Source organism: Streptococcus suis (assembly GCF_019794555.1).
Lineage (GTDB): Bacteria > Bacillota > Bacilli > Lactobacillales > Streptococcaceae > Streptococcus > Streptococcus suis_AB.
Genome location: NZ_JAIMEP010000025.1, coordinates 1 through 26779, shown reverse-complemented (window position 1 = coordinate 26779; position 26779 = coordinate 1). Strand labels below are relative to the sequence as shown.

General features: G+C 41.4%; 26 protein-coding genes and 1 pseudogene. 25 read left to right on the top strand and 2 right to left on the bottom strand.

Going from position 1 to position 26779, the window contains the following annotated elements; genetic code table 11:
• Positions 1-208 precede the first annotated feature (208 nt).
• The 7 genes from K6V48_RS09195 to K6V48_RS09165 are packed head-to-tail and all read left to right on the top strand — an operon-like array spanning position 209 to position 6521.
• On the top strand, positions 209-1090 hold the full coding sequence (locus K6V48_RS09195) for a substrate-binding domain-containing protein (RefSeq protein WP_222369247.1): 882 nt from the start codon (positions 209-211) through the stop codon (positions 1088-1090).
• Positions 1091-1100: 10 nt separating this feature from the next.
• Positions 1101-1949 (top strand): phosphate ABC transporter permease subunit PstC, encoded by an 849-nt coding sequence (gene pstC, locus K6V48_RS09190; RefSeq protein ID WP_023370889.1) that lies wholly within the window; start codon positions 1101-1103, stop codon positions 1947-1949.
• 3 nt (positions 1950-1952) lie between these two features.
• The gene (pstA, locus tag K6V48_RS09185; RefSeq protein WP_023370888.1) at positions 1953-2804 is read left to right on the top strand and encodes a phosphate ABC transporter permease PstA; all 852 of its coding nucleotides are present in this window, start codon (positions 1953-1955) and stop codon (positions 2802-2804) included.
• Positions 2797-3546: a phosphate ABC transporter ATP-binding protein PstB gene (gene pstB / locus K6V48_RS09180; protein ID WP_023370886.1), complete on the top strand. Its 750-nt coding sequence runs from the start codon at positions 2797-2799 to the stop codon at positions 3544-3546. Before pstA ends, pstB begins: the two co-directional genes overlap by 8 nt.
• Complete coding sequence (gene phoU / locus K6V48_RS09175; RefSeq protein WP_172089829.1) at positions 3546-4187, top strand: phosphate signaling complex protein PhoU; 642 nt, start codon at positions 3546-3548, stop codon at positions 4185-4187. The genes pstB and phoU overlap by 1 nt, the downstream gene beginning before the upstream one ends.
• Before the next feature lie 5 nt (positions 4188-4192).
• Positions 4193-4870: a winged helix-turn-helix domain-containing protein gene (locus K6V48_RS09170; protein ID WP_024391925.1), complete on the top strand. Its 678-nt coding sequence runs from the start codon at positions 4193-4195 to the stop codon at positions 4868-4870.
• The gene (locus K6V48_RS09165) at positions 4863-6521 is read left to right on the top strand and encodes a sensor histidine kinase (RefSeq protein ID WP_172089830.1); all 1659 of its coding nucleotides are present in this window, start codon (positions 4863-4865) and stop codon (positions 6519-6521) included. The genes K6V48_RS09170 and K6V48_RS09165 overlap by 8 nt, the downstream gene beginning before the upstream one ends.
• 18 nt (positions 6522-6539) lie before the next feature.
• On the opposite strand, the gene K6V48_RS09160 is transcribed toward K6V48_RS09165, so the two are convergent.
• The gene (locus K6V48_RS09160) at positions 6540-8201 is read right to left on the bottom strand and encodes an Rqc2 family fibronectin-binding protein (protein ID WP_222369244.1); all 1662 of its coding nucleotides are present in this window, start codon (positions 8199-8201) and stop codon (positions 6540-6542) included.
• Between the two features lie 758 nt (positions 8202-8959).
• Between K6V48_RS09160 and trpX the strand changes: the two genes are divergently transcribed.
• From trpX to K6V48_RS09070, 18 genes are all read left to right on the top strand, one after another.
• Entirely contained in the window at positions 8960-9958 is a 999-nt protein-coding gene (gene trpX / locus K6V48_RS09155) for a tryptophan ABC transporter substrate-binding protein (RefSeq protein ID WP_277942106.1), read from the top strand.
• 14 nt (positions 9959-9972) lie between these two features.
• Positions 9973-10839 (top strand): ABC transporter permease, encoded by an 867-nt coding sequence (locus tag K6V48_RS09150; RefSeq protein ID WP_024391921.1) that lies wholly within the window; start codon positions 9973-9975, stop codon positions 10837-10839.
• Positions 10836-11594, top strand: coding sequence for an ABC transporter ATP-binding protein (locus K6V48_RS09145; protein WP_222369239.1), 759 nt, complete (start codon positions 10836-10838; stop codon positions 11592-11594). Before K6V48_RS09150 ends, K6V48_RS09145 begins: the two co-directional genes overlap by 4 nt.
• A gap of 345 nt (positions 11595-11939) precedes the next feature.
• A complete protein-coding gene (locus K6V48_RS09140; RefSeq protein ID WP_222369237.1) occupies positions 11940-12422 on the top strand; it encodes a prolyl-tRNA synthetase associated domain-containing protein in 483 nt (160 codons plus the stop codon).
• A gap of 603 nt (positions 12423-13025) precedes the next feature.
• Positions 13026-14687 carry a ribonuclease J gene (locus K6V48_RS09135; protein ID WP_222369235.1) on the top strand — a complete coding sequence of 554 codons (1662 nt, stop codon included), beginning with the start codon at positions 13026-13028 and terminating at the stop codon, positions 14685-14687.
• Between the two features lie 60 nt (positions 14688-14747).
• A complete protein-coding gene (locus tag K6V48_RS09130; RefSeq protein ID WP_222369233.1) occupies positions 14748-15524 on the top strand; it encodes an alpha/beta hydrolase in 777 nt (258 codons plus the stop codon).
• Between the two features lie 65 nt (positions 15525-15589).
• A complete protein-coding gene (locus tag K6V48_RS09125; RefSeq protein WP_222369231.1) occupies positions 15590-16288 on the top strand; it encodes a M57 family metalloprotease in 699 nt (232 codons plus the stop codon).
• 43 nt (positions 16289-16331) lie between these two features.
• Positions 16332-16688: a hypothetical protein gene (locus K6V48_RS09120; protein ID WP_172065658.1), complete on the top strand. Its 357-nt coding sequence runs from the start codon at positions 16332-16334 to the stop codon at positions 16686-16688.
• A 107-nt stretch (positions 16689-16795) separates the two neighbouring features.
• The gene (locus K6V48_RS09115) at positions 16796-18694 is read left to right on the top strand and encodes an ABC-F family ATP-binding cassette domain-containing protein (protein WP_222369229.1); all 1899 of its coding nucleotides are present in this window, start codon (positions 16796-16798) and stop codon (positions 18692-18694) included.
• Positions 18695-19183: 489 nt separating this feature from the next.
• A complete protein-coding gene (locus tag K6V48_RS09110) occupies positions 19184-19660 on the top strand; it encodes a helix-turn-helix domain-containing protein (RefSeq protein ID WP_222369227.1) in 477 nt (158 codons plus the stop codon).
• A 1-nt stretch (position 19661) separates the two neighbouring features.
• On the top strand, positions 19662-20489 hold the full coding sequence (locus K6V48_RS09105) for a putative RNA methyltransferase (RefSeq protein ID WP_222369226.1): 828 nt from the start codon (positions 19662-19664) through the stop codon (positions 20487-20489).
• A 24-nt stretch (positions 20490-20513) separates the two neighbouring features.
• Positions 20514-21269: an epoxyqueuosine reductase QueH gene (locus K6V48_RS09100; RefSeq protein WP_024404882.1), complete on the top strand. Its 756-nt coding sequence runs from the start codon at positions 20514-20516 to the stop codon at positions 21267-21269.
• A gap of 276 nt (positions 21270-21545) precedes the next feature.
• Positions 21546-21830 carry a LapA family protein gene (locus K6V48_RS09095; protein WP_222369223.1) on the top strand — a complete coding sequence of 95 codons (285 nt, stop codon included), beginning with the start codon at positions 21546-21548 and terminating at the stop codon, positions 21828-21830.
• Positions 21831-21889: 59 nt separating this feature from the next.
• Positions 21890-22255 carry a VOC family protein gene (locus K6V48_RS09090; RefSeq protein WP_172038554.1) on the top strand — a complete coding sequence of 122 codons (366 nt, stop codon included), beginning with the start codon at positions 21890-21892 and terminating at the stop codon, positions 22253-22255.
• Between the two features lie 260 nt (positions 22256-22515).
• Positions 22516-23538, top strand: coding sequence for an N-acetyl-gamma-glutamyl-phosphate reductase (argC, locus tag K6V48_RS09085; RefSeq protein ID WP_222369220.1), 1023 nt, complete (start codon positions 22516-22518; stop codon positions 23536-23538).
• Positions 23539-23550: 12 nt separating this feature from the next.
• A complete protein-coding gene (argJ, locus tag K6V48_RS09080) occupies positions 23551-24744 on the top strand; it encodes a bifunctional glutamate N-acetyltransferase/amino-acid acetyltransferase ArgJ (protein ID WP_222369217.1) in 1194 nt (397 codons plus the stop codon).
• A gap of 15 nt (positions 24745-24759) precedes the next feature.
• Positions 24760-25494 carry an acetylglutamate kinase gene (argB, locus tag K6V48_RS09075; RefSeq protein ID WP_024404886.1) on the top strand — a complete coding sequence of 245 codons (735 nt, stop codon included), beginning with the start codon at positions 24760-24762 and terminating at the stop codon, positions 25492-25494.
• An 8-nt stretch (positions 25495-25502) separates the two neighbouring features.
• On the top strand, positions 25503-26630 hold the full coding sequence (locus tag K6V48_RS09070; RefSeq protein ID WP_222369214.1) for an acetylornithine transaminase: 1128 nt from the start codon (positions 25503-25505) through the stop codon (positions 26628-26630).
• Positions 26631-26679: 49 nt separating this feature from the next.
• On the opposite strand, the pseudogene K6V48_RS09065 reads toward K6V48_RS09070, so the two are convergent.
• Positions 26680-26779: pseudogene (locus K6V48_RS09065) on the bottom strand (IS30 family transposase); the annotation flags it as partial.

Genomic DNA, 26779 nt, shown 5'->3' with positions numbered 1-26779 from the left:
GTTTCTTGCCTAGATTATTATCTAAAACGACATGCGTTAAAAGTTAGTTGAACCGCCGTGTGCCGAACGGCACGCACGGTGGTGTGAGAGGGACTAGAAATTAGTCCCTACTCGATTTTCTTGCAATTTTACAAAAACTTTACAAAAAATAGGCAATATATTTGATAAAGAATTTGTAAAATGTGTTCATAAAGAAAAGGAGTTATCTATGAAACACACATTTCGTTTTGCAAAAATTGCTGCAGTAGGTTTGGCTAGTTTGGGTCTTCTTGCTGCTTGTGGACAATCTTCAACTGATACAGCTGATCAACCAATCACGGTAGTTTCGCGTGAAGAAGGTTCAGGGACTCGTGGTGCCTTTATTGAATTATTTGGAGTAGAATCCAAAGATGCAAATGGTGAAAAAGTTGATAACACAACAAATCAAGCTATTGTAACAAATTCAACAGCTGTTATGTTACAAACTGTAGCTGGGGACAATACTGCAATCGGTTATGCTTCACTTGGTGCCTTGGATGGAAATAGTAAAACACTTGAGATTGATGGCGTTGCTGCAAGTGTTGATACCATCAAATCTGGTGAATACAAAATTGCCCGTCCTTTCAATATTGTTACACAGGCAAGTGTCTCAGAAACAGCTCAAGACTTTATCAATTTCATTTTAAGTACAGAAGGTCAAGCAGTAGTCGAGAAAGCTGGCTATATTCCAATTGATGCAAAAGGATCCTACCAAGCAAGTGTTACTTCTGGTAAGGTAACAGTTTCAGGTTCAAGTTCAGTCAACCCAGTGATGGAAAAATTGAAAGAAGCATATCAAAAAGTTAATGCTGGTGTAACTGTTGAAGTTCAGCAAAGTGATTCATCGACAGGTGTTACAAACGCTATCGAAGGTAGTGCAGACATCGGTATGGCTTCACGTGAATTAAAAGATTCTGAAACATCAGCCGGTGTATCAGCAACAGCGATTGCTATCGATGGTATCGCAGTGATTGTGAACAAGGATAATCCAATTAATGGATTAACAAGTCAAGAAGTACAGGACATCTTTACTGGTAAAGAAACTAAGTGGTCAGCCTTTACTTCAAACTAAGGGGAGTTTCATGCGTCAATTCAGAGAAACCGGTATGCAAGCAGTCTTTTTTCTGGCTGCCTGCATTTCCGTTTTATCAGTTATTTTTATTTGTGCCTTTCTATTTTCAGCAGGTTTACCAGCTATTCAAGAAATTGGATGGGGCAATTTTCTATTTGGTCTAGAGTGGAGACCTTCTAATCAAATTTTTGGTATTTTGCCAATGATTATTGGGTCTGTTTATGTTACTTTTGGCGCCTTACTGATTGGGGTTCCAATTGGTATCTTAACAGCACTCTTTCTTGCTTTCTTTTGTAAGGAAAAATGGTACCCCATTTTTAAACGAGCAGTTAGTTTGATGGCAGGAATTCCCTCAGTTGTATATGGATTCTTCGGTTTGGTAGTTTTAGTGCCATTTGTTCGGAATTATGTTGGTGGGCATGGTATGGGAGTGTTGACGGCATCAATTCTTTTGGGCATCATGATTTTGCCAACAATTATCAGTGTTTCCGAAGCATCGCTACGTGCTGTTCCAGAATCTTATTATCAAGGTGGGCTTGCTTTAGGTGCATCGCATGAACGGAGTATATTTTTCGTCGTTCTACCTGCAGCACGTAGAGGTATTTTAGCCAGCGTCATTTTAGGTTTAGGTCGTGCTATGGGGGAAACAATGGCTGTCATTATGGTAGCCGGTAACCAAGCGTTGATTCCAACTTCCATTACATCAGGTGTACGGACATTAACAACAAACATTGTAATGGAAATGGGGTATTCAACTGATTTACATCGTGAAGCCTTGATTGGTACAGCAGTCATCTTGTTTGTATTTATTTTAATCATCAATTTGGCTTTCTATCTCTTATATAAAAAGGAGGACTAAGTAGTGTCATTTTTTAAGAAACAAGATAGTGATGACCGCTTGTCGCTCTTTTTGAGACTGGTAGTCTATCTATCTGCTAGCCTTGCTGGATTAGCAACCGTATTTATTGTGGGCTATATTTTACTGAAAGGGATTCCTTTTCTTAGACCAGAATTATTTTCCTGGACCTATAATAGTGAAAATGTTTCAATGTTACCAGCCTTACTAAATACGATTTTGATGGCTATTTTAGCCTTGTTGATTGCCCTACCAATTGGTATCGGTGCTTCTGTTTACCTAACGGAATATGCTAAGTCAGGTAATCCACTTGTCACAGTTGTTCGGCTGGCAACAGAAACCTTATCCGGAATCCCCTCTATTATTTATGGATTGTTTGGAGCGCTCTTCTTTGTAAAATTTTTAAATCTAGGCTTATCGATTATTGCTGGTGCAGCGACGTTAAGTATTATGATTTTACCTTTGATAATGCGTACAACAGAAGAAGCTTTATTATCAGTTGAAGATGGGTATCGTGAAGGTAGTTTCGCACTCGGAGCTGGAAAGTTACGTACAATTTTTCAAGTTGTTCTACCATCAGCCTTGCCTGGTATCTTTTCAGGTGTTGTTTTGGCCTTGGGGCGTGTGATTGGTGAGTCTGCAGCACTTATCTTCACTGCAGGTACAGTGGCGGAAGTTGCTAAGAGTTTAACAAGTTCAGGACGAACATTGGCTGTACATATGTACTTGATTTCTGGCGAAGGTATTTATGTCAATCAAACCTACGCTACAGCAGTTATTCTCTTGATTCTCGTTATCGTGATGAACCTTTTATCCGAATGGATTGCAAATAAATTAGGAAGAAATAAGCATGAGTAAATTTAGCATTCAGGACTTGGATCTGTATTATGGAGAATTTCAAGCCTTGAAAAATATCAACTTGGATATTCCAAGTAATCAAATCACTGCCTTCATTGGCCCATCTGGTTGTGGTAAGTCAACACTCTTGAAAAGTCTGAACCGGATGAACGATTTAGTGAAAAATTGCCGTATCACTGGTAAAGTATTATTGGACCAGGAAGATATTTATACGGATATGAAAACAACAGTACTTCGTAAAAAAGTGGGAATGGTTTTCCAGAAACCAAATCCTTTCCCGATGAGCATTTATGATAACGTGGCTTACGGTCCTCGAACTCACGGAATTCACAATAAATTAGAGTTGGATAAAATTGTTGAAAAATCATTGCGTCAAGCAGCTATCTGGGATGAGGTAAAAGACCGTCTTAACAAGTCGGCTTTAGGTTTGTCTGGTGGCCAGCAGCAACGTCTCTGCATTGCGCGTGCGCTTGCTATTGAGCCAGAAGTTTTGTTGATGGATGAACCAACAAGTGCTCTTGACCCAATTTCCACAGCTAAAATTGAGGAATTGGTACTGGAATTGAAAAAAGATTATACCATTATCATGGTGACGCACAACATGCAACAGGCTTTGAGGGTTTCAGACCAAACAGCTTTCTTCTTGTTGGGTGAAGTTGTGGAATGCAATAAAACCAGCGCTCTCTTCAGTATGCCTGAAGATCCACGCACAGAAGACTACATTACAGGGAGGTTTGGCTAATGCGGTCACGATTCGAAAGTCAGTTAGAAGATTTGCAAAAAGATATGGTCTTTATGGGGGCCCTCTGCGAAGAGATTATCAACCGTTCACTCGAAGGGCTCAATGGTCCTGAAAGTCTCAATCAAGAGCGTATTCAGCAAACCTACCTGCAAATTGAGGAGTTAGAGCGAGATATCGAAGCTCGCTGTATCAAATTGCTCTTGCGCCAACAACCAGTTGCTAGAGACCTACGAACTGTTTCCTCAGCCCTAAAAATGGTGTATGATATGAAACGGATTGGGGCCCAATCCTCTGAAATTGCGGATCTAATCAGCCGTAACACAATTGATTTGGTGGATGAAATTCCTTTGGTTAAAAAAATGGCAGAGCAGGTTACCCAGATGGTTGTTGGTAGTTTGGATGCCTTTGTAAAGGAAAGCGATCGATTAGCACATGAAGTGATTGAAAAAGACGATACAGTTGACCAATATTTTGGTACAATAAAAGAAAAACTAGCCAATTATTTAGGGAACCATTCTGCAAATGGGGACCAGGCCATTGACTTGTTGATGATTGCTAAGTATTTAGAACGCATTGGGGATCACGCTGTAAATATCGCTAAATGGGTTCATTACGCTATCACAGGTCAATTAGAAGGGTAAAATAAATGATCTACTGTGTTGAAGATGATGATGCCATTCGTGAATTAATGATCTATAGCCTCAAGACCGCTGGTTTTGAGGCTAGAGGTTTTGCTGATGCTGAAGCTTTTTGGCCAGTCATTGAACAAGAATTACCAGACTTGGTTTTATTAGATGTAATGATGCCAGGGCAGGATGGAATTTCCATTTTACAGGAACTAAGAAGTCAGTCCTACACACGCGATCTCCCTGTTGTGATGGCAACGGCTAGAGGAACGGAAATCGATAAGGTTCAAAGCCTGGATCTTGGTGCTGATGATTACCTGGTCAAACCCTTTGGAATGATGGAAATGATTTCACGTATTAAGGCTGTTTTACGGCGAAGTCAGCGAAATCAACCATCGGATCTTTGTTGCTTTGGCGATATACAGATGGATGTAGAGCGACATAAAGTATCGGTTAGAAATCGGAAAGTTGAACTGACATTGAAGGAGTTTGAATTGCTCCATTTGCTCCTAAAAGCACCCCAGAAAGTATTTAGTCGTCAAGAATTATTGGACAGGGTTTGGGGACAGGACTTTCTCGGTGAAACCCGTACAGTTGATGTGCATGTTGGAACCTTACGTCAGAAACTGGGGAGTGCAGGTGGGTACATAAAGACTGTTAGAGGTGTTGGTTACCAACTGGAGGAAGAAGATGACTAAGAAAATTTTTCGAACAGTTTTGCTGTCTTCGATGTCCATCTTCTTAGGTACCATTATCCTTATCTTAGGGTATTTATATCACTACTTTACAAATTCACAGTTAGATCAATTAAGGCTCCAAACCAGTCTCATTACACAAGCAGTTGAGGAGGATGGACAGACCTATCTGGATCAAATTGATTTGCAAGATTTGCGTGTTACCTGGATTGCACATGACGGTCAAGTGCTTTATGATTCTGAAAAAGATGTCAAACAATTAGACAACCACAGCAATCGTGAAGAAGTGGTGGAAGCACTCGAAACTGGTTATGGTGAGAGTATTCGACAATCAGCCACTTTAACCCAGCGATTGCTCTATACTTCTCAACGCTTAAATGATGGTACAGTGATTCGCTTAGCTATCGCACAGAAAACGATTGTTGTTTTATTATGGAATCTAGCACCATGGGTTAGTCTACTATTTTTGATTTCTGTTTTTGCAGCAATCCTCCTAGCAAGACTAACCTCAAAAAAACTACTTGCACCTTTAGAAGCAATTGATTTGGATAAACCATTAGACAATGAAGTCTACGCGGAACTCCACCCTTTGCTGAAACGTCTGGATTACCATCAATCACAACTTGCTGAAAAAGAAACCTTATTGCAACAAAAGCAAGATGAGTTTGACACCATTATCTCCAAGATAAGAGAAGGAATGGTTATTGTGGATGCCAAGGGGCATTTGGTTAGTTACAATGGAGCAGCCAGCCAACTACTTGATTTTCAATCTGATGATTTTGGCCAATCCTTGCCTTTCTTTCAACGGAATCTTGGCCTGAAAAGTCTGATGGATACCGTTTTGAATGGTCAAAAAGTAGAGTCCATTTGTGAAATAAAAGATAGTCAGTACAAAGTTATTGCCAGACCTATTTGGACAGACAAACTCCAATCCGGAGCAGTTTTTCTATTTTTTGATGTGACTGAACAATATTATCTTGACAAGTTACGGAGAGAATTCACAGCAACAGTATCACACGAATTGCGGACGCCTTTGCATATTTTATCAGGCTATTCTGAAATTCTCAGGGCCAATGTGGTTTCTCCTGAAAATGTACAATTATTTTCTGAAAAAATTTATCAAGAGTCACAGCGGATGATCCAATTGGTTGAAGATATTCTTCAATTGACGCAACTAGACGAGGGGCGAACAATCAGTAAAGAACCAATCCACTTTAAAGGAGTCATCCAACAGGTGGTTGCTAGTCTACAAGAAAAAGCAGATCAGCGAGGGATCTCCATTCAATTTAATGGGGATGAGGTTGATTTTACAGGCAATCCCGCTCTCTTACAATCCATTGTGTATAATTTATGTGACAATGCCATCAAATATAATAGAGATGGTGGTCAGGTCACAATTGATCTATATCAAGATCAAGAACACATTCATCTAGAGGTTCGAGATACCGGCATTGGTATTTCGAAAGCTGATCAGGAACGTATTTTTGAACGTTTTTATCGTGTGGATAAAAGTCGTTCAAAACAAGTGGGGGGGACAGGTCTAGGACTTTCAATAGTGAAACATGCCTTACAGGTTCATGGTGCAAGTGTCCAAGTATCAAGTCAACTAGGTCAAGGCACCACAATGACTGTTCACTTTCCCAAAAATGGGTAAAGAAAAGAACCATGGAAATCAATTGATTTTCATGGTCTTTATTTTTTCTTCTGTTGGGGTGACACGGAGGGTTTTCTGACCGCGATAGGTCACAAAACCAGGCTTGCCACCTGTTGGCTTATGCAGTTTCTTAGCTTCAATCATATCGACTTGAACCAAGTTAGAATGCCTTGCCTTGGAGAAGTAGGCAGCCAATTCAGCAGCATCTGTCTTGACTTCGTCACTTGGGTCCAAGTTATCTGTGATAACCACATGACTGCCTGGAATGTCTTTAGCGTGGAACCAGAGTTCGCCTTTCTTGGCCATTTTGAAGGTCAACTCATCATTTTGCAGGTTATTTTTTCCTACCAGAATAATGGTCTTCCCGTCCGTCGCCAAGTATCGCTCAGGTTTCTGACGCTTATGGATTTTCTCACGGTGGCGACGCTTGAGGTAACCTGTTTCAATCAACTCCTCACGGATTTCGTCGATTTCAGCCAGACTAGCCTGTTCCAGCATGGTGTCAACGGACTCCAGATAGACAATGGTTGCCTTGGTCTCCTCAATCAAGTTGGTCAGGTGCTTAACCGCCTCCTTGAGTTTCTGGTACTTCTTGAAGTAACGCTGGGCATTTTGGCTAGGAGTCAAAGCCACATCCAACTCAATCTCCAGCTCCTGGCCCGTATAGTAGTTGTCTAACCGCACACTCGACTGGTCGTTGGGTACCTGATGCAGATAGGTGGTCAGGAGCTCGCCCTTTTGCCGCACCAACTCCGCCGTCTCTGTATCCGCCAATTCCTGCTCCTGCTTGACCAGCTTCTTGCGATTTTTCTCCAACTCACCGGCCACCCGCTTGATCAGCTCATTGGCCTGTTGGGCCACCCGATCCCGCTCCGCCTTGTCCTGATAGTAGAAATCCAGCAGACTGCTCAGGCTCTCAAAGTGTGGCTGGTTTTCAGGGCTATTGGCAAATGGCAGAGCAGCATAGGATTTGTCTGTCAGGCTAGGCTGTGTAGCCTGGTCAAAAAAGGCACGGAAGTTCTTCAGGCGGTCTGTCTGCAAATGACTGGCCAGTTCAGAAGCCGTATCCCTCCCCAAACCTTGAAAGACCTGTTGGAGATTTTTTGGACTCAGTTCCTGAGTCGATAGGATTTCAAATAATTTCTCGTCAGATACTGTGTAAGGATTGAGAGAATGCGTCTCCGGTGGTCGAATGTAGGTGGAGCCTGGCAAAATAGTTCGGTAGGAATTTTGCGAGAAACCAACGTGCTTGATAGCCTCGATAATCTTCTGTTCAGACATATCTACCAAGATGATATTGCTATGTTTTCCCATAATTTCTACTATCAAGGTAGCTTGAATATGGTCGCCAATCTCGTCCTTGTTGGACACCGAAAACTCTAAAATCCGATCGTTTTCTAGCTGTTTAATTTCCTCGATAACCGCACCTTGTAAATACTTCCTCAGAATCATGGTAAAGGTATTAGGTACCTTAGGATTTGTAAATTCTGTTTGAGTAAGCTGGACACGGCCAAAAACGGAATGTGCAGACAAGAGCAATTTATGGCTCTGACGGTTGCTGCGGATGTTCAGAACAATTTCCTGTTCAAAGGGCTGGTTGATTTTCTGAATCCGCCCACCTTCTAAATTGGCCCTTAACTCAGCCGTCATGTGATGTAAAAAAAATCCGTCAAAAGACATGGTTTTCCTCTTTCTAATCGCTATAACTCAGTCTAGTATATCATATTTCATAGATTTTTTGATGAGACCCAGCACGGAGCCGAAAGAAAAATTTTCAGAAAATTTAATCAAAAGCCTTGACAAAGACTTTTTGATGCCGTATAATCGTCTGTAATCAGAAGAAGTAGTAAAGCAGAAGTCTTCAGGGAGCCTGTGGTACTGGGAACGGGTGGCGGAGTTTTATGAAATGGGCTGATGTGCAGAATTGTCTGTCTTCAGACTTAGGTGCACAAATGATTGTTTGGCATAAATACTTTGCGTAGACTGTTTTGGCTGAGTACGAGGCAGGTCGACGCAGCTTATACTGGCGGTATAGCAAGGAGAGCTAACAAAGTACTCAGCCAAAACAGTCACGCAAATGAACTTAAAACAATGATAGTTCGGTCCGCACACCTTACAGTGCAACTCCTTGTTAGAGGAGATAAGATATGGGAGGATTCTAGACAATTCCCATAAGTGAGGTGGCACCGTGTCATTGACGCCCTCGCAGGTTGGTTTTTCCTGCGGGGGCTTTTCCATTGTCTTCGTAGAGTGCTTTTATATTGTGTCACGTTCGGCTTGCCTAACTTGAGTTATGTCTGCGCCTCCGTTCCTTATCTAAAAGCAATCTACTTTGACAATTATTAACAAAACGAGGTAATCATGATGAAACGATGGCGATGGTGGAATAGTATACTGATGATGTAGGATTTGTTTATTAAAAAGGAGAATTAGATATGATGAAAAATAAGAATTTACTTGCTACAATTATTGCCCTTACTGTGATGGTGGTTGCTGCCTTGTTTTTGACGCAAAAAGAACAGAACAATTCAACGAATAGCACAGCAAAAGTTAAAATTGGGGTCCTCCAATTTGTGACGCATGATTCACTAGACGAAATTTACAAGGGAATCAAAGCAGGACTTGAAGAAGGTGGTTATACCACAACTGAGAATCTCTCGATTGATTTTATGAATGCAGAAGGTGATCAGTCACAGGTTCAAACCATGAGTAAAAAATTGGTGGACAATGGCAATGAGCTATTGATTGGTATTGCGACACCTGCTGCACAGGGATTAGCAAACGCTACGACAGAATTACCTATCATCATGGGGGCTGTAACAGATCCTGTTGGGGCTAACTTGGTAACTGACTTGAAAAATCCTGGTGGAAATATTACAGGAGTATCTGACCAAACACCAGTAGCAGATACAGTTTCTCTCATTAAAGAAATTACACCAGATGCAAAAACAATCGGTGTTCTTTACTCCTCAAACGAAGACAATTCAAAAATTCAAGTTGCTGAATTTAAGGCAGCAGCAGAAGAGGCTGGCTATACAGTTCTTGAATATGCAGTTGCTTCAAGCAATGAATTGGCTTCTACTGTAGAGGTGGCAAGCAGCAAGGTAGACGCCCTCTTCACCCCTGTAGATAATACGGTTGCATCTGCCTTTTCAACTGTCGTATCTGTGGCAAATAAAACCAAAACACCGATTTTCACAAGCGTAGAAGACATGGTCGAAGGCGGCGGTATTGCATCTGTTACCCTCAGTCAATATGACTTGGGTGTTGCAACTGGTAAAATGGCTGCAAAAATTCTTGATGGTGCGAATCCAGCGGACACACCTGTGCAAATCTTTAACGAGGGTACCATTGTAGTCAACCAAAAAGTTGCTAAAGAATTAGGAATTACCTTGTCAGATGATGTGATCAATCAGGCAAGTAAAGTTATTGAATAAAACAAAGGATAGTTATGATTGTATCAACAGTTTCACAGGCTCTTTTATGGGCTGTACTTGGTTTAGGAATATTCGTCACGTTTAGAATATTGAATTTTCCAGATATGACGACCGAAGGCTCTTTCCCTCTAGGTGGTGCAGTTGCTGTTACCTTGCTCACTCAGGGAGTTCATCCTGTTTTGGCAACTTTGGCAGCTGTATTGGCAGGGTGCATGGCAGGCTTGGTTACAGGCTTGTTATATACCAAGGGGAAAATCCCTACACTTTTGGCTGGTATTTTAGTGATGTCTTCCTGCCACTCTGTTATATTATTTATCATGGGTCGTGCTAATTTGGGCTTGTTGAATACGAATCGTTTACAAGATTTACTTCCTTTTTCTGATCAGGTCAATAGCTTGTTGTTAGGTTTGGGTAGTGTTGCCTTAGTGATTGCAGCCTTGATGTTCTTCCTATATACAAAACTTGGACAAGCTTTTATCGCGACAGGGGACAATCCAGATATGGCGCGTAGTTTTGGGATCCACACCAGCAGAATGGAATTGCTCGGTTTAGTACTTTCAAACGGGATTATTGCTCTTGCTGGCGCCTTAATTGCACAACAGGAAGGCTATGCGGATGTTTCTCGTGGTATTGGTGTCATTGTGGTCGGAATGGCAAGTCTAATCATCGGTGAAGTTCTTTATGGAAATCTGACCATGCTAGAGCGATTATTGGCCATTGCTGTAGGTGCTATCTTTTATCAATTCTTAATTCTCGGTGTTATTTCACTAGGAATCAATACTAGCTACCTTCGTATCTTCTCTGCTATGATTTTGGCAATCTGTCTCATGGTTCCCGAGTTGAAAAATAAAGTGTTGAAAGGAGCTAGTTTGTCAAGATGAAAGCAATTGTAGAATTAAAAAAAGCTACTAAAGTAGTGACCAATGGATTTAATGAAGAGCGTGTCATCTTAGATAAGGTAAATCTGACCATCTACCAAGGGGATTTTATTACCATTTTAGGTGGTAATGGAGCTGGAAAGTCAACACTTTTTAATGTCATTGCAGGAACCTTGCCCTTGACCAGTGGTTCAGTTCATATTCTTGGTGAGGATGTGACCAATTGGCCTGCAGAGAAACGGGCAAAATACTTAGCTCGTGTCTTTCAAGATCCGAAAATGGGAACAGCTCCTCGTATGACGGTGGCTGAAAACTTGCTCATCGCAAAATACCGTGGCGAGGGACGGGGTTTGGTACCACGTAAATTATCTCAACAGATAGAGGAATTTGCTCAACTCTTACCGCGAGTTGGAAATGGTTTGGAAAAACATTTGGAAACGCCAGCAGGGCTTTTATCAGGTGGTCAACGTCAGGCATTGAGTCTCTTGATGGCGAGTTTGAAACAACCAGAATTATTGTTATTGGATGAGCATACTGCTGCACTTGACCCCAAAACCAGTCAATCCTTGATGCAGTTAACGGATGAATTGATTGCGACCAAGGGAATGACTGCACTTATGGTCACTCATCAGATGGAAGATGCGTTGCGTCACGGCAATCGACTGATTGTCATGAAAAATGGTCAGATCATTCAGGATCAGACTGCTGAAGAAAAATCTAAGATGAAACTGGAAGATTATTATAAGTTGTTTGATTAAGAACCTGTAGTCATAGTTCAGTACTTCTAAGTCTAGTTTTAGCACAAAACTAGACTTAACTCAGTGCATTTCACTTGTGAATACAGGTCCCTATAGTCTGGAGCAATCCAGGCTTTTCTTTTCCTTTGAGCGGTATAAAAAAATGAAGTATACTATACTTAAATAAAGTCATTTGAATTAGCTTTGATACATCGTCACTTTGGGTTTGTCATACTCTACGAAAGTGGCTTGTTTCGCAAGTCTTATTTCCAACCTAGAACAGCCCATTAGTCTGTTCTAGCTACCTGCATCTCAATTTCTTGTCTGAAAGCGAATTCATTCGACTATACATAGAGAGGTAGCGTCATGGAAAACCTTGTTTTTAATAAACTGGCAGAATTAGGAATTGATTACGAGTTTATTGAACATCCAGCTGCTTTGACCACAGAAGATGCGGACTGCTTTATAGAAGGATTAGAAGGAGTCCGCACCAAGTCTATGTTTCTGACAAACAAAAAGAAAACAGCTTTCTATTTGTTGATCATGGATGACCAGAAGCAGTTGGATATGAACCATTTTCGTGATTTGGTGGGAGCCAACCGCATCCGGATGGCCTCCAGTGATAGTTTGATGGAAAAGATGCACTTGCCAGCTGGAGTGGTCTCTATTTTTGGTTTGTTGCATAATATTGAAAAGGATATTCAAGTCTATTTTGACAAAGAAATTTTAGCTCAACCCATACTAACTTTTCATCCAAATGTGAATACCAAAACAATTTTTGTCAAGACTAAGGATGTTTTACGTTTTGTTGAGGAAATTGGTTTTTCAGTCCATATCGTTGAATTGTGATGAAGTATGAAATAGTTAGTTTTTCAATTTTGTAAGAATGTTTATGGACTTGGTTCGCATGGACGTCATCAAATGGAGACAAAAGTGATTTTGTTACAAATTTATTTATAGGAACTTCGTTGATTTTCAGCGGAGTTTTTGTAAATTTTCTTGAAAAAATGTATAATAGAAACGATAGCTAAAATATAGTCTTTTAGTTTACTTTTAGTACTCGCTCCAACTATCTGGTGGATAGTTGGAGGTTGGAAATAGAGCGAACAAAGTTCGCATCAACAGCCGCAGGCATAACTCAATGCTTTCTTGTTTCTAGGCATTGACTTGAAACAGTCCCCCAGATTGCTTGCACAGTCAATGGACTGTGCAAGGTGGGAGATAATACTTGCAAAGCAAGTCACTATTACAAAATCAGGCAAGGTGAGTTCAAATACTCCTGTGGAGTGTTTGAAGTTGGAAATAGGGAAACGAAGTTTCCTCGTACGTCGAAGTAATAAAAGAAAAACTAAATGACGATAAATAGCAGACTGTAATTCGACTTGGAACTCCCAAGGACCGTTGGTAAGAAAAATAAAATGGACACCTGTGGGATGTCCAAAAGGAGTAAAGATGAGCACAATTAAAATTATGGCTCTTGGTGGTGTTCGGGAAAATGGGAAAAACCTCTATATTGCCGAAGTAAATGAGCATATATTTGTTTTGGATGCGGGTGCAAAGTATCCAGAAAATGAACAACTTGGTGTGGATGTTGTCGTTCCGAACTTTGAATATTTGGAAGAAAATAAGCACCGAGTAGCAGGAGTCTTTTTATCGCATGGTCATGCGGATGCTATTGGGGCGCTTCCATACCTTCTGGAAAAAGTGAAGGTGCCGGTATTTGGTTCGCATTTGACGATTGAATTAGCAAAATTGATTGTTAAAAATAATAATGCAACGAAAAAATTCAATGATTTTCATGTGATCAATGAGAAGACTGAAATAGATTTTAGGGATTCGGTTGTTTCTTTCTTTCAAACAACTCATTCCATTCCTGAAAGCTTGGGAGTGGTGATTAAAACGGATCAAGGCAATATTGTCTATACTGGTGATTTTAAATTTGACCAGGCGGCAGATAAATTCTACAAGACTGATTTTAGTCGCTTAGCTGAGATTGGTAATGAGGGAGTTTTAGCGCTCTTGTCTGATTCTGCCAATGCAGACAGCAGTGAACAGGGTGCAAGTATGCATGAAGCAAGGGAAGAAATTCTCAATACAATTGCCGATTGGGATGGTCGTGTCATTGTTGCAGCAGTTGCCAGCAATATTGTCCGTATCCAACAAATTTTTGATGCTGCGGAAAAAACAGGTCGCCGTATTGTCCTAACGGGTCATGACGTAGAGAACATTGTCCGTACAGCAATTCAACTGAAGAAGTTGCATCTTGTTAGTGAAAAACTACTTGTGAAGCCGAAAGACATTGCGAAGTATGAGGACCATGAGCTCATTATTCTTGAAACAGGTCGTATGGGTGAGCCCTTGAATGGCTTGAGAAAAATGGCTATCGGTAGACACAGGTATGTTGAAATCAAGGATGGAGATCTAGTGTATATTGTTACGACTCCAAGTATTTCAAAAGAAGCGGTGGTAGCCCGTGTTGAAAACTTAGTGTACAAAGCTGGTGGTGTTGTACAATCCATTGCGAAGAAATTGCGCGTGTCAGGTCATGGGAATTCTAGAGATCTTCAATTGATGATGAATATCATGAAGCCCAAATATCTTTTCCCAATCCAAGGGGAATACCGTCAATTGGAGGCTCATGCAAAAGCTGCTCTTGAAATCGGTATGTACCCAGAGAATATTATCATCGTCAAACGCGGTGATGTGATGTCCTTCGAAGATGGAGACTTTGTTCACAATGGTGCCGTACCTTCTGGTGATGTGATGATTGATGGTAATGCAATTGGGGATGTTGGAAATATTGTTCTGCGTGATCGTAAAATTCTCTCTGAAGATGGCATATTTATTGTAGCGATTACAGTCAATCGTCGTGAAAAGAAAATTATTTCTAAGGCAAAAGTCAATACCCGTGGATTTGTCTATGTCAAGAAGAGTAAAGATATCTTGCGTGAGTCCTCAGAGTTAGTAAATGCAACAGTTGAAAATTACTTTACAAAAGATAGTTTTGACTGGACAGAGTTGAAAAGTGCTGTTCGCGATGACCTCTCTAAATTCCTATTTGAACAGACCAAACGTCGCCCGGCTATTTTGCCAGTGATTATGGAAGTTAAATGAGTTTAATAAATTTGTGAAGAGCCGAGGATAACTCAGGCTCTTTCCAATAAGGAGAAATATATGGCTATTATGAAAATCGAATATCACTCGGAAGTATTGGATATGTCTAGGCAGGTCAATGTCCTTTATCCAGACCGGAATCGGGTTGAAAATCCAGATGATAAAGACATTCCTGTTTTATATCTCCTACATGGAATGGGAGGGAACCACGACTCCTGGCTCAATCGGTCGACGATTGAACGACTGGTTCGCTATACCAATCTCATTGTTGTTATGGTCAATACTGACAAAGGTTGGTATACCAATACTACTTATGGTATAAATTACTATGACGCCTTTGCGATTGAATTGCCTCAGATTTTAAAACGATTCTTCCCAAATATGTCTGATCAGCGCGAAAAGAACTTTATAGCTGGGCTGTCAATGGGTGGTTATGGTGCTTTTAAATTGGCACTGGGGACAAATCGTTTTTCTTATGCAGCATCTTTGTCAGGAGCTCTTCAGTTTGATTTTGACAATCCCGCCTCAGCGTCTTTAGGGAATATGGCCTACTGGCAGGGAGTTTTTGGGGATATTTCTGACACAAAAAATCCAAATAGCTTGCTAGAGATGGTCAAACAATCGGATAAAAAAACAAAGTTCTATGCCTGGTGTGGGGAAGAAGATTTTCTCTTTGATGGCCATCAAAAGGCGATTGCTGCTTTAAAAAAAGCTGGTTTGGATATTGAAGCAAGTGTTGGTCCCGGAAAACACGAATGGTATTATTGGAACCAGCAGATTGAAAAGGTTTTATCCTGGTTACCAATCGATTTTGAATTGGAAGAAAGATTATCTTAAGTTTTAAGAAAAGATTTAGAAAATTTAGCTATACTGAAACCTATTTCTAGGTAGAGGTGTAGTTTATGAATATTATTAAAAGTATTTTTCGGTGGATTTGGCGAACGTTTTGGGGCATAGTTTGGTTATCGATGGTGGTCATCGCCTGTGGATTGGGATTGCTGTTCTATTTTCAAAAAGATGCGGCCCCTCAAATGCTTCAAACATTGGCACAAGAAGTTCAATTGATGGTCAATGGACAATCAGAAGTTTCTTTAGAAGAAGGTGTTGATACCATTAAACACCTCACAACTGATACGGTAAATACAGCCGATCATGGCCGTTGGGAAAGTAATACTGCGACCATTTATATCGAAACTCAGAATCCAACATTTGTTGCTGCCTATCAGACGGCTGTTGCAAATTGGAATGCCACGGGTGCCTTCACATTTGTTGTGACGACTGATCCGAGTCAGGCCGATATTATCGCAACTGAGATGAATGACGGAAATACGCAGGCAGCAGGCGAAGCCAATTCAACAACGAACTTACTTACGAATTATTATAGTTCAGTAACGGTTCGCTTAAATAGTTATTATTTGTTAAATGAACAATATGGTTATGATATGGACCGGATTGTTCACACAGCTGAACACGAATTGGGACACGCTATTGGTCTAGACCACGAAGATAATCAGACCTCTGTCATGGAGTCAGCGGGTTCCAATCATGGTATTCAGCAGGCAGATATTGATGCAGTTGTCCAGCTTTATACTACGTATTGACTGATAAACGAATCATAAAATAAATAAAGGAGTCTATCTTAACATGTTTCGCAATTTATTAAAGCGATACCCTGAGCAAGCTCTGCTATTTCTCTATAATGCCGGCATTTTTGCATGGCTGAAGACAAGTGGGCAGTCAATTATGAATCAATTGGGTCTATCATCTGACTGGGCGGAAAAAATTCCTGCACCGGTGCGTGATTTGGCGGGGAATAGCCTCGCTGGAATGGAATCATTATTGAATTCCTCTGCATGGGGATGGTTGATTGTCTCTATGATATTGCTAGTCATCATTCGATTTGTGAAAGGCTTGATTAAGTTTATGATCATGGTCATCATTATTGGTGGTGGTCTTTACCTGCTTTGGCAGAATAAGGAACTACTGAATGGCTTAGGTTAGAAAATGTGAAAATAACATGAAAAACAGCAACTGAAAAGTAGCTGTTTTTTGCGGAATTTAGAAATAGGATACCGCACGACGATACTAATTTGTGGTACAATATTTTTATGATTATACTAAGCGGAAACAAGATTGAGCGCTCCTTTGCGGGCGAAGTTTTATTTAACAATATCAACATTCAAGTAGATGAACGGGATCGGATTGCCCTTGTCGGAAAAAATGGCGCAGGCAAGTCTACCTTGCTAAAAATCTTAGTGGGTGAAGAAGCAGCAACTAGTGGTGAAATTTCTACCAAACGGGATCTATCGCTTTCTTATCTGGCGCAGGACAGTCGATTCCAGTCGGAAAATACCATTTACGATGAGATGCTCCATGTCTTTGACGACTTGAGGACGACAGAAAAACGTCTACGTGGTATGGAAGAGCAGATGGGCAGTTTGTCTGGTAGTGAACTTGAGCAGCTGATGAAGACCTACGATAGCTTGTCAGAGGAATTTCGTCTGGCTGGTGGCTTTAACTATGAGGCGGATATCCGTGCTATTTTGAATGGTTTTAAGTTTGACCAGACCATGTGGGATATGAAAATCTCTGAGCTCTCTGGGGGGCAGAATACTCGTCTTGCACTGGCAAAAATGTTGCTTGAAAGCCCAGAATTATTGGTGCTGGACGAGCCGACCAATCACCTGGACATTGACACGATTGCCTGGCTGGAAAATTACCTAGTGCATTACAAGGGAGCCTTGATTATTGTCAGCCATGACCGCTATTTCTTGGACAAGGTGGCGACACTGACACTGGATTTGACCAAGCATTCCTTGGATCGCTATGTGGGCAATTATTCTCAGTTTGTCGAGCTCAAAGAGCAGAAGTTGCAAACGGAATTGCAAAACTATGAAAAGCAACAGAAGGAAATTGCCAAGTTAGAAGACTTTGTTCAGAAAAATATTGTCCGTGCTTCGACCACCAAGCGTGCCCAAGCTAGACGCAAGCAGTTGGAGAAGATGGAGCGACTGGACAAGCCAACAACTGGTCAGAAGTCTGCCAACATGACTTTCCAGTCGGACAAGACTTCTGGCAATATCGTCTTGACAGTGGAAAATGCTGCGGTGGGCTACGATGGAGGAATACTTTCTCAGCCTATTTCCATTGACCAACGAAAGCTGGATGCCATTGCTATAGTTGGTCCCAATGGAATCGGAAAAACAACCCTGCTCAAATCCATCATCGGAGCTCTGCCATTTATCAAAGGGGAAGCTAAGCTAGGTGCCAATGTGGAAGTGGGCTACTATGACCAGACCCAGTCGGCACTGACGCCCTCCAACACGGTCTTGGAGGAGCTCTGGTCAGCCTTTCCGACCACACCTGAAGTGGAAATCCGCAACCGCCTTGGAGCCTTCCTCTTCTCAGGCGATGACGTCAAAAAGTCCGTCTCCATGCTATCTGGTGGGGAAAAAGCCCGCCTGCTCCTCGCCAAGCTGTCCATGGAAAACAACAACTTCCTCATCCTTGATGAGCCGACCAACCACTTGGATATCGACAGCAAGGAGGTCTTGGAAAATGCCCTCATCGACTTTGATGGCACCCTCCTCTTTGTCAGCCACGATCGTTATTTCATCAACCGCGTCGCCACCAAGGTACTGGAAATCTCGGAAACTGGCTCCACGCTCTATTTGGGCGACTACGATTATTATTTGGAGAAAAAGGCAGAGCTGGAAGCAGAAGCCCTGCCTGACCAGATAGAAATGGCTAACCAATCAGCCGGAGCCATGGACTACCAAGCCCAAAAGGAAAATCTCAAAGAGCAACGTAAATTGGCCCGCCGCATCGAGCAAATCGAGGTAGAAATCGAGACTATTGAGAACCGCCTGAGCGAGCTCAACCAAGCCATGCTAGAAACCAACGACATCGGCCAGCTGACCGATTACCAGAAAGAAATCGACCAACTGACTGCCCAACATGATAGCCTCATGGTAGAATGGGAAGCATTATCCGAGCAGATGGGCTAGGTTGACAGGGAGTTGACAAGAGGCTCAAACCCTTGATAGAACAAGCTTGCAAGCCAGTCTTGCGTAGTTAGCAAGACCACCTTTCGCTAAAAAGTCCAGAGCAAGCCAGCTTTTCTTGGAAAACATCGACCGACAAGTTAAGATGAGTTTAGAGATTAGCATCACTTCTCGAAGGTGGTGTCAACATCTCAGCGCAGTGGTTGATTGGGTTTAACAGTCCAGTGGACTGTTAAAGGTTGGAGATAAGATTTGCGAAGCAAATCTCAGCAATTCGTGTTGCACACTTCAAATCTGGCCATTACGACTGTTGCGAACAAAGTTCGCTCTATTTCCAACCTCAAAAGGTTCACTGAACCTTTTGAGCTGTGCGGGGGTGGGAGTGAAACAGTCTGGGGATAGACTGTTTCAGCTCAACAACTTAAAACGAAAAATTGTTGACGAACTTTTTTCATTTTTCGAGTTCTGTCCCGCTCCCCGAAAGGAGAAGAAATGAACTTTGGACAACAAATCAAAGATTTACGTAAGAAGGAAGGTTTGACTCAGGAGCAGTTTGCCCTCAAACTCAATGTGACACGACAGGCTGTTTCCAACTGGGAAAATGATAAGAATCTACCTGATTTGGAACTCTTGATTCTCATATCCTCTGTCTTTTCGATCTCCTTAGATCAACTAATCTTAGGAGGAACTGACATGAACAACATGACAGAAAAACTTGTAAAAGACGGTCGTGAAGGCCGCCGCACCCAGATGCACCTGACCATTACCCTTATTGGGAGCTTTCTCATGATTATAGGCCTTGTATGCTTTCTCATCAAGGCCAACTCCGTCGAGTATGTCGATGCCAACGGTATCCTGCATGAAAACTTCTACCTGCTCCCAGTCGGCTACTTGCTGGTCTTTACAGGAGCTGTTGCCTCGCTCCTATCAGGACTAGCCCTGCACCGCTTTAGAAAAGAAAATAGTTAACATGACCAAACACCCACGTTTTAGCAATAGCGACCAATTTTTCGCCTGTCCACATTGTGGGCAGGCTCTTGGTCTTGACCTCAACAGCCTCCACTGTCCCAACCGCCACACTTTTGACATTGCCAAGCAGGGCTATGTCAATCTCGCCCCTCAAGTAAAGCAGTCTGCAAACTACCACAAGTCTAGCTTTGAAAACCGCCAGGCCTTTTTAGAGGCGGGCTATTACGATCATCTCTACGAGGCTTTGGAGGGGAAAATAGCAGAGCTGGGCTTGCAGTCAGTCTTGGACATCGGCTGTGGAGAGGGCTTTTATTCCCGCAAATTAGCCAAGAAAATGGACTTGGACATTCTTGCTTTTGATATTTCTAAGGATTCCATTCTCCTAGCAGCCAGATCTGACACTACCAAGTCGGTCAAATGGTTTGTGGGAGACTTGACCAAGTTACCGATTCAAGATCAAGCAATTGAAGGGATTTTGGACATCTTTTCCCCAGCCAATTATCAGGAGTTTGCCAGAGTGCTGAAAGCTGGTGGGGCTATTCTCAAACTGGTCCCAGGGCCCAATCACCTCAAGGAGCTCCGCCATTTAGCCAAAGATCAACTCCGCAAGGAGTCCTATGATAACCGTGATATAGTGGAGCATTTTAAGGCTTATGTGGGGCAGGTTGAAGAAGTCTTTGTCAGTCGTACCCTGCCGATTTCTGCCGATCATGCTCAAGTATTGGCAGATATGACCCCCCTCTTTTTCCAAGTGGACCAGTCCAAGCTGGACTTGAGTCAGTTGACTGAAATTACCATTGAAGGTGTGCTCTTGGTTGGCTGGAAGTGAAAGAAAGGATGATTGTGAGGTTCTATGATAACAGTGGAAGAGATTTTAACTCAATTATCGCCAAATCAAAAAGTCAATTATGACAAGGTTTTTCAGAAAATGGCAGCATCATGGCAATCATCTGGAATTCGTCCCAAGATTCTCATGCATGTTTGTTGCGCACCATGTTCTACCTATACGCTGGAATATTTGACACACTATGCGGATGTTACCATCTATTTTGCCAATTCCAATATTCATCCAAAGGCGGAGTACCAACGGCGAGCAGCTGTGACTGCACAGTTTGTCAGTGATTTCAACCAGAAAACAGGTCAAACTGTGGGGTATTTGGAAGCTGACTATAGCCCTCAGGAATTTTTCAAAAAAACCCAGCATCTGGCTAATGAGCCAGAGGGGGGAGACCGTTGCAAGGTGTGTTATGATTATCGTCTGGACAAGACTGCTGAAAAAGCGGTTGAGCTTGGTTTTGACTACTTTGGTTCGGCATTGACAATCAGTCCACATAAGAATGCGCAAACCATCAATGCTGTTGGAATTGAGGTGCAGAAGCTGTACGATACCCAATATCTTCCGAGCGATTTCAAGAAAAATGGTGGTTACCAGCGATCGGTTCAGATGTGTGAAGAGTATGATATTTATCGCCAGTGCTACTGTGGCTGTGTTTATGGGGCACATGCCCAAGGTGTCAATCTTGTACAGGTAAAAAAAGAAGCCTTGGAATTTTTAAAAGAGCATAGAGACTACTCCCATATCCCTTTTAAGGTGTTGGAGAAGGAGTGAAAATGCACCATTTTATTAATGGTTAAAAAGTGCACATTAACTGCGTATTTAATGCATTGTTAAGATGAATTTTTCAGTTTCATCCAAAAATAGCTAGTCAGCTCCACACCAGAAGCACAGGCAGAGCTGACAGCTTTTCTTGAAAAGTGGGAATAGTTGGTTTTAAATACTAATCGATAAATTTTTCTTCAATTCAATTTGGGGTAAATTCAAAGAAGTCTTTCTTGCTATGTTTTGATTCTTATGCTAGACTGTCATAGTAGAAAAGGAGTTATGATGAAACAGAGATTATCACTTATTGGTTTATTGCTCGTGATTATTTTGACAGTTGTTCTTTCATTAGCCAATCGTCAAGAGGTTATCGTCCATTATTTGTTCGGTCAATTTCGTATGCCTTTGATTTTGGTTATAATTGGTTCGCTTCTCATTGGAATAGTCATCCAATACTTAATAGGCTTGACCAAAAGTCTTTCATTAAAGAGTGAAATCAAGAATTTGAAAAAAGAGTTATCAGAATTACTTGCTCTACAAAACAAGGAAAAAACAGACTCACATAAATAGAGTGAATCAAATATGGCTACTATATCAGCTTGCATTTGAACATAGTTTAAGGAGAATTCATGTTTACAAAAGAATTTGGTTTGATGTTGTACGTAGAAGACGTTGCTGCTGAGAAGGCTTTTTGGAAAGCAGCTGGTTTTACGATTTTGAATGAAGCTGAAATGATGGGCTTTGAAACATTCGACATGAAACCCCATGCTGAGGCATCTACAACCATTACAGTCTATGCAAAAGAGTTCATTCGTCAAGTATCGCCTGAAGTCATTGACATGACACCAAGTGTGTTGTTTGAGTCAGATGACATTCAAGCATTGCAAGAGCGCATAGCTGCTTTGACGGATACATGTAGCCCAGTGAATGCTGAGCCATTCCCTAACTTTAATTTTGCTAGCCCAAGCGGACACTATTTTGCTGTAAAAGGCTAATCGTGTTCATATGATTTGTGTACAAATACTTCTAGAGGAGAAGGTGGATCCTATCCACTCTCATTTCTAGGAGTATTTTTTTGTTTGCATAGAAGTTTGAAAATTTCCTGAAAATATCAGAATCATCATTCAATTAAAGTTAATCTGAAACTCCGAAAGTTCATCCTTAAATAATTTTTTGTATTTTTATGCAACAATATGTTGACAAGTGTATAAAAATGCGATAAACTAGTCAGCATAATTACTATTGGAGGTATGGAATGAAAGTTTCGATTGTTGGTGTTACTGGATATAGTGGACTGGAATTGCTTAGAATATTGAAAAATCATCCGCATGTCGATATTGTTTCTGTCCATGCCAGTAAAGAAGTTGGCCAAAAAATATCGTATATTTATCCACATGTAACGGATGGTTTCGATCACCTTATTGAGGAGTTTAATGCAGAACGTATCATGGAAATTGCTGATTTAGTATTTTTTGCAACTCCCAGTGGGATTGCCAAAGATTTAGCTGCTGTCTTCGTCCAAAATCAATTTCCAGTCATTGATTTATCAGGAGATCATTGTTTACCTTCTGAAACCTATGAAAGATGGTATGGTAAGGAATCAGCTAGTGAAGAGGTAATTGCTCAATTTACCTATGGACTAACAGAATTTTCTGATTTGACCTCTCAAAAATTTGTGGCAAATCCAGGTTGTTATGCGACTGCCACGGAATTAGCATTGATTCCTTTATTACAGAAGAAAATGGTGGATCCAAGTAGTGTGATTGTTGATGCCAAGAGTGGTTTGAGTGGGGCTGGTAAAGTTCCAACCTCAGCAAGTCATTTTGTTCATATTCAGGGGAATTATGTGACTTATAAACTCAATAAGCACCAGCATATTCCTGAAATTGTTCAAATGCTTCAACAATTCGATGAGCGAGTGGAGCATATTCAATTTTCAACGTCACTTTTGCCTCTTTCTCGTGGAATTGTCGCTACTGCATATTTGAAATTGGAAAATGAGTTGAGTGAGGAAGTCTTGTTTGAGATCTATCAAGAGGCATATCAAGATAAACCCTTTGTACGTGTCCGACGACACTTACCTGATTTACATCATGTGATTGGATCCAATTATACAGACATTGGTTTTGCTTACAACCCCACAACAGGAATATTAACGGTTGTAGCAGTCTTGGATAATTTGATAAAAGGTGCAGCTGGACAAGCTGTTCAAAATATGAATCAATTATTTGGCTTTGAAGAAACAGCTGGTCTGCTCAATTTACCAACGTTTATCTAGAAAGGTTTGAAAATGAAGATTATTGATGGCACGATTGCGAGTCCCAAAGGTTTTACAGCTGATGGAGTCCACGCAGGTTTTAAGAAAGAAAAACTAGATTTTGGCTGGATTGTTTCCAAAGTTCCTGCCAGCGTTGCAGGTGTTTATACAACCAATCAAGTTATAGCAGCTCCGCTACTTGTTACCAAACAATCAATAGCGACAAAGCAACAGATGCAGGCAATAGTAGTAAACTCTGGGGTTGCAAACTCCTGTACTGGTCAAAAAGGCTTTGAAGATGCCTTGTTTATGCAAGAAGCAAGTGCAAACCAACTTGGGATTGAGAAAGATTTAGTTGGGATTGCTTCAACTGGTGTGATTGGGGAATTTTTACCACTTCAGACTGTTACATCAGGTTTGAAGCAGCTAGACCTAGATGGTCATGCGGAACAGTTTGCTCAAGCTATTTTAACGACAGATACTGGAACAAAAACCATCACTGTTCAAGAAGAGATTTTTGGTTCTACGGTGACCATGTCTGGTGTTGCCAAGGGATCAGGTATGATTCACCCCAATATGGCAACCATGTTAGCCTTTATTACTTGCGATGCATCTATTTCAAGTTCGCTTCTGCAAAAAACTCTGAGTGAAGAGGTCGAAACGAGTTTTAACCAGATTACAGTGGACGGAGATACTTCTACCAATGACATGGTCTTGGTCCTTGCGAATGGTTGTGCTACATCCGCAGAAATTCAGGAAGGCTCACAAGAGTATGCGCAGTTTGTTTCCATGTTGCATCTTGTGATGACAGAATTAGCTAAAATGATTGCCAAAGATGGCGAGGGAGCAACCAAATTAATTCAAGTAGATGTGACTGGAGCCACGACACCCCTTGCTGCACGGATGGTGGCTAAAAGTATTGTTGGCTCAAGTTTAGTCAAAACAGCCATATTTGGTGAGGATGCAAACTGGGGTAGAATTATTGCTGCAATTGGCTATGCAGGTGTTGAGATTGATCCTACTGCAATTGATATTGAGCTATGTGGTATACCAGTCATGGCTGACTCAAGTCCTCTGTCGTTTGATAGCCAGCAAATGCAAGAGGTTCTCAAAGGTAGCACTATTGACATTCAAGTTCATCTAAAGATGGGATCGGCCAGCGGACGTGCTTGGGGATGCGATTTATCCTATGACTATGTAAAAATTAATGCTTTGTATCGGACCTAATTAGTGAGGTAGAAAATGAAAAATAGTATCGTAATTAAAATTGGTGGATTGGCCAGTCAACAATTATCTCAGAGTTGTGTGAAACAAATCAAACAATGGCACAAAGAAGGCAAACAGATTGTTGTCGTTCATGGTGGTGGCTTTGCGATCGATAAATTAATGGCAGAGCAACGTCTCTCAGTCGAGAAGATTGATGGTCTTCGTGTGACGAGCAAAGATGTCATGAAATTAGTGGAATATAGCCTATTTCAAATCGTTGGTCCAAGCATCACCAGTAGCTTGAACAATGCAGGATGCGATAGTATTCAAATCAAATCAAGTCTTGGAAAAATAATCGAGGCTGATTATTTGAATCAAGAAAAGTATGGCCTTGTGGGTCAGATTAAAAAGGTCCATACACAGCCATTAGAAGCGATTATGGCAGAAGGTCTGATACCAGTGATTGGCTCAATGGGTGTTTGTGATGAACAATTGTTAAATATCAATGCCGACTACGTAGCCACAGCAATAGCAGTTGCATTAAAAGCAGAACGATTGATATTAATGACAGATGTACCTGGTGTGAAAGAAGATGGTGCAATCCTACCAACTTTAAATACTACTCAAATTGAAGAAAAAATCCAATCGGGGATTATTACTGGTGGAATGATTCCAAAAATAAAAGGAGCCAGTCAAACGGTTCAAGCCGGAGTTGAGACGGTACTCATCAGTGACAATCTGAGCAGGGGCACCTTGATTTGTCTAGCGTAGGAGGTCCTATGACAAAACTATTTCAAAATTACAAACGTGAATCCATTGAATTTATCAAAGCAGCTGGCAATTACTTGGTGGATAAGGAAGGAAATTTCTATCTAGACTTCTCTTCTGGAATTGGGGTCACAAATTTAGGTTTCCATAAGCAGGTCAAGCAAGTAGTTTCGGAGCAATTGGAGGCCATTTGGCATAGTCCAAATCTCTATCAAAATAGTCTCCAAGAACAAGTCGCAGACTTATTGATTGGGGATGAAGATTATCTGGCATTTTTCTGCAATAGTGGAGCAGAAAGCAATGAAGCTGCCATAAAATTAGCTCGAAAATTCTCAGGTAAATCGGACATTATTACTTTTAAACAATCCTTCCATGGAAGAACATTTGGTGCGATGTCAGCTACAGGGCAAGAAAAAATACAACTAGGTTTTGGACCACTTGTTGAAGGATTTCACTATGCGATTTACAATGATCTAGAGTCTGTAAAACAATTGGTCACCGAAAACACTGCAGCTGTTATGTTAGAATTGGTTCAAGGTGAGGGAGGTGTCATTCCGGCTGACAAGGATTTTGTTGCGGAATTAGCCCGCTATTGTAAAGAGCAAGGCCTCCTCCTTATTGTCGATGAAGTACAAACAGGAATTGGGCGGACTGGAACGCTTTTTGCATATCAGCAATATGGTATTTCGCCAGATATCATTACCTTGGCCAAAGGCTTGGCCAATGGTCTACCCGTTGGAGCCATGCTTGGAAAGTCAGCTCTAGGAACGGCCTTTACCTATGGTAGTCATGGTACGACTTTTGGGGGCAATAAACTAGTACTATCCAGTAGTAAGGCAGTGTTGGAAATCCTGACCGAAGATTTTCTAGCCAAGGTTCGTGTCAAGGCTAGCTACTTACAAGGTCAATTGGCAAAGCAGCTTGGTAACTTACCAACAGTAGTAGCTATTCGAGGTTTAGGTATGATGATTGGAATCCAAGTTACCAGTGATTTGGGCACAATAGTCACACAGGCTCGTAAGAATGGTCTAATCGTCTTGACGGCTGGAAGTGATGTGATTCGTCTCTTACCCCCATTAACCATTACAGAAGAGGAGATAGAGAAGGCCGTTTCTATTTTAGCCGAGTGTTTATCTTGAAAATTGTCTGGAAGAATGAGAAAAGAAAACCCCAAATTTCAAGTTGAAATTAGCCACCCATAAGAAATTCACTCGGCGACTTGTAGTCCAAGCATTTTTTAGGGTAGTTGTTAATCCAATTTTCGATAAAAGCGACTTCTTTCGAGGTC

Coding starts and splice junctions, on each gene's coding strand:
- K6V48_RS09195 (WP_222369247.1), top strand. CDS start 209: ATGAAACACACATTTCGTTTTGCAAAAATTGCTGCAGTAGGTTTGGCT.
- pstC (WP_023370889.1), top strand. CDS start 1,101: ATGCGTCAATTCAGAGAAACCGGTATGCAAGCAGTCTTTTTTCTGGCT.
- pstB (WP_023370886.1), top strand. CDS start 2,797: ATGAGTAAATTTAGCATTCAGGACTTGGATCTGTATTATGGAGAATTT.
- phoU (WP_172089829.1), top strand. CDS start 3,546: ATGCGGTCACGATTCGAAAGTCAGTTAGAAGATTTGCAAAAAGATATG.
- K6V48_RS09170 (WP_024391925.1), top strand. CDS start 4,193: ATGATCTACTGTGTTGAAGATGATGATGCCATTCGTGAATTAATGATC.
- K6V48_RS09165 (WP_172089830.1), top strand. CDS start 4,863: ATGACTAAGAAAATTTTTCGAACAGTTTTGCTGTCTTCGATGTCCATC.
- K6V48_RS09160 (WP_222369244.1), bottom strand. CDS start 8,201: ATGTCTTTTGACGGATTTTTTTTACATCACATGACGGCTGAGTTAAGG.
- trpX (WP_277942106.1), top strand. CDS start 8,960: ATGAAAAATAAGAATTTACTTGCTACAATTATTGCCCTTACTGTGATG.
- K6V48_RS09150 (WP_024391921.1), top strand. CDS start 9,973: ATGATTGTATCAACAGTTTCACAGGCTCTTTTATGGGCTGTACTTGGT.
- K6V48_RS09145 (WP_222369239.1), top strand. CDS start 10,836: ATGAAAGCAATTGTAGAATTAAAAAAAGCTACTAAAGTAGTGACCAAT.
- K6V48_RS09140 (WP_222369237.1), top strand. CDS start 11,940: ATGGAAAACCTTGTTTTTAATAAACTGGCAGAATTAGGAATTGATTAC.
- K6V48_RS09135 (WP_222369235.1), top strand. CDS start 13,026: ATGAGCACAATTAAAATTATGGCTCTTGGTGGTGTTCGGGAAAATGGG.
- K6V48_RS09130 (WP_222369233.1), top strand. CDS start 14,748: ATGGCTATTATGAAAATCGAATATCACTCGGAAGTATTGGATATGTCT.
- K6V48_RS09125 (WP_222369231.1), top strand. CDS start 15,590: ATGAATATTATTAAAAGTATTTTTCGGTGGATTTGGCGAACGTTTTGG.
- K6V48_RS09120 (WP_172065658.1), top strand. CDS start 16,332: ATGTTTCGCAATTTATTAAAGCGATACCCTGAGCAAGCTCTGCTATTT.
- K6V48_RS09115 (WP_222369229.1), top strand. CDS start 16,796: ATGATTATACTAAGCGGAAACAAGATTGAGCGCTCCTTTGCGGGCGAA.
- K6V48_RS09110 (WP_222369227.1), top strand. CDS start 19,184: ATGAACTTTGGACAACAAATCAAAGATTTACGTAAGAAGGAAGGTTTG.
- K6V48_RS09105 (WP_222369226.1), top strand. CDS start 19,662: ATGACCAAACACCCACGTTTTAGCAATAGCGACCAATTTTTCGCCTGT.
- K6V48_RS09100 (WP_024404882.1), top strand. CDS start 20,514: ATGATAACAGTGGAAGAGATTTTAACTCAATTATCGCCAAATCAAAAA.
- K6V48_RS09095 (WP_222369223.1), top strand. CDS start 21,546: ATGAAACAGAGATTATCACTTATTGGTTTATTGCTCGTGATTATTTTG.
- K6V48_RS09090 (WP_172038554.1), top strand. CDS start 21,890: ATGTTTACAAAAGAATTTGGTTTGATGTTGTACGTAGAAGACGTTGCT.
- argC (WP_222369220.1), top strand. CDS start 22,516: ATGAAAGTTTCGATTGTTGGTGTTACTGGATATAGTGGACTGGAATTG.
- argJ (WP_222369217.1), top strand. CDS start 23,551: ATGAAGATTATTGATGGCACGATTGCGAGTCCCAAAGGTTTTACAGCT.
- argB (WP_024404886.1), top strand. CDS start 24,760: ATGAAAAATAGTATCGTAATTAAAATTGGTGGATTGGCCAGTCAACAA.
- K6V48_RS09070 (WP_222369214.1), top strand. CDS start 25,503: ATGACAAAACTATTTCAAAATTACAAACGTGAATCCATTGAATTTATC.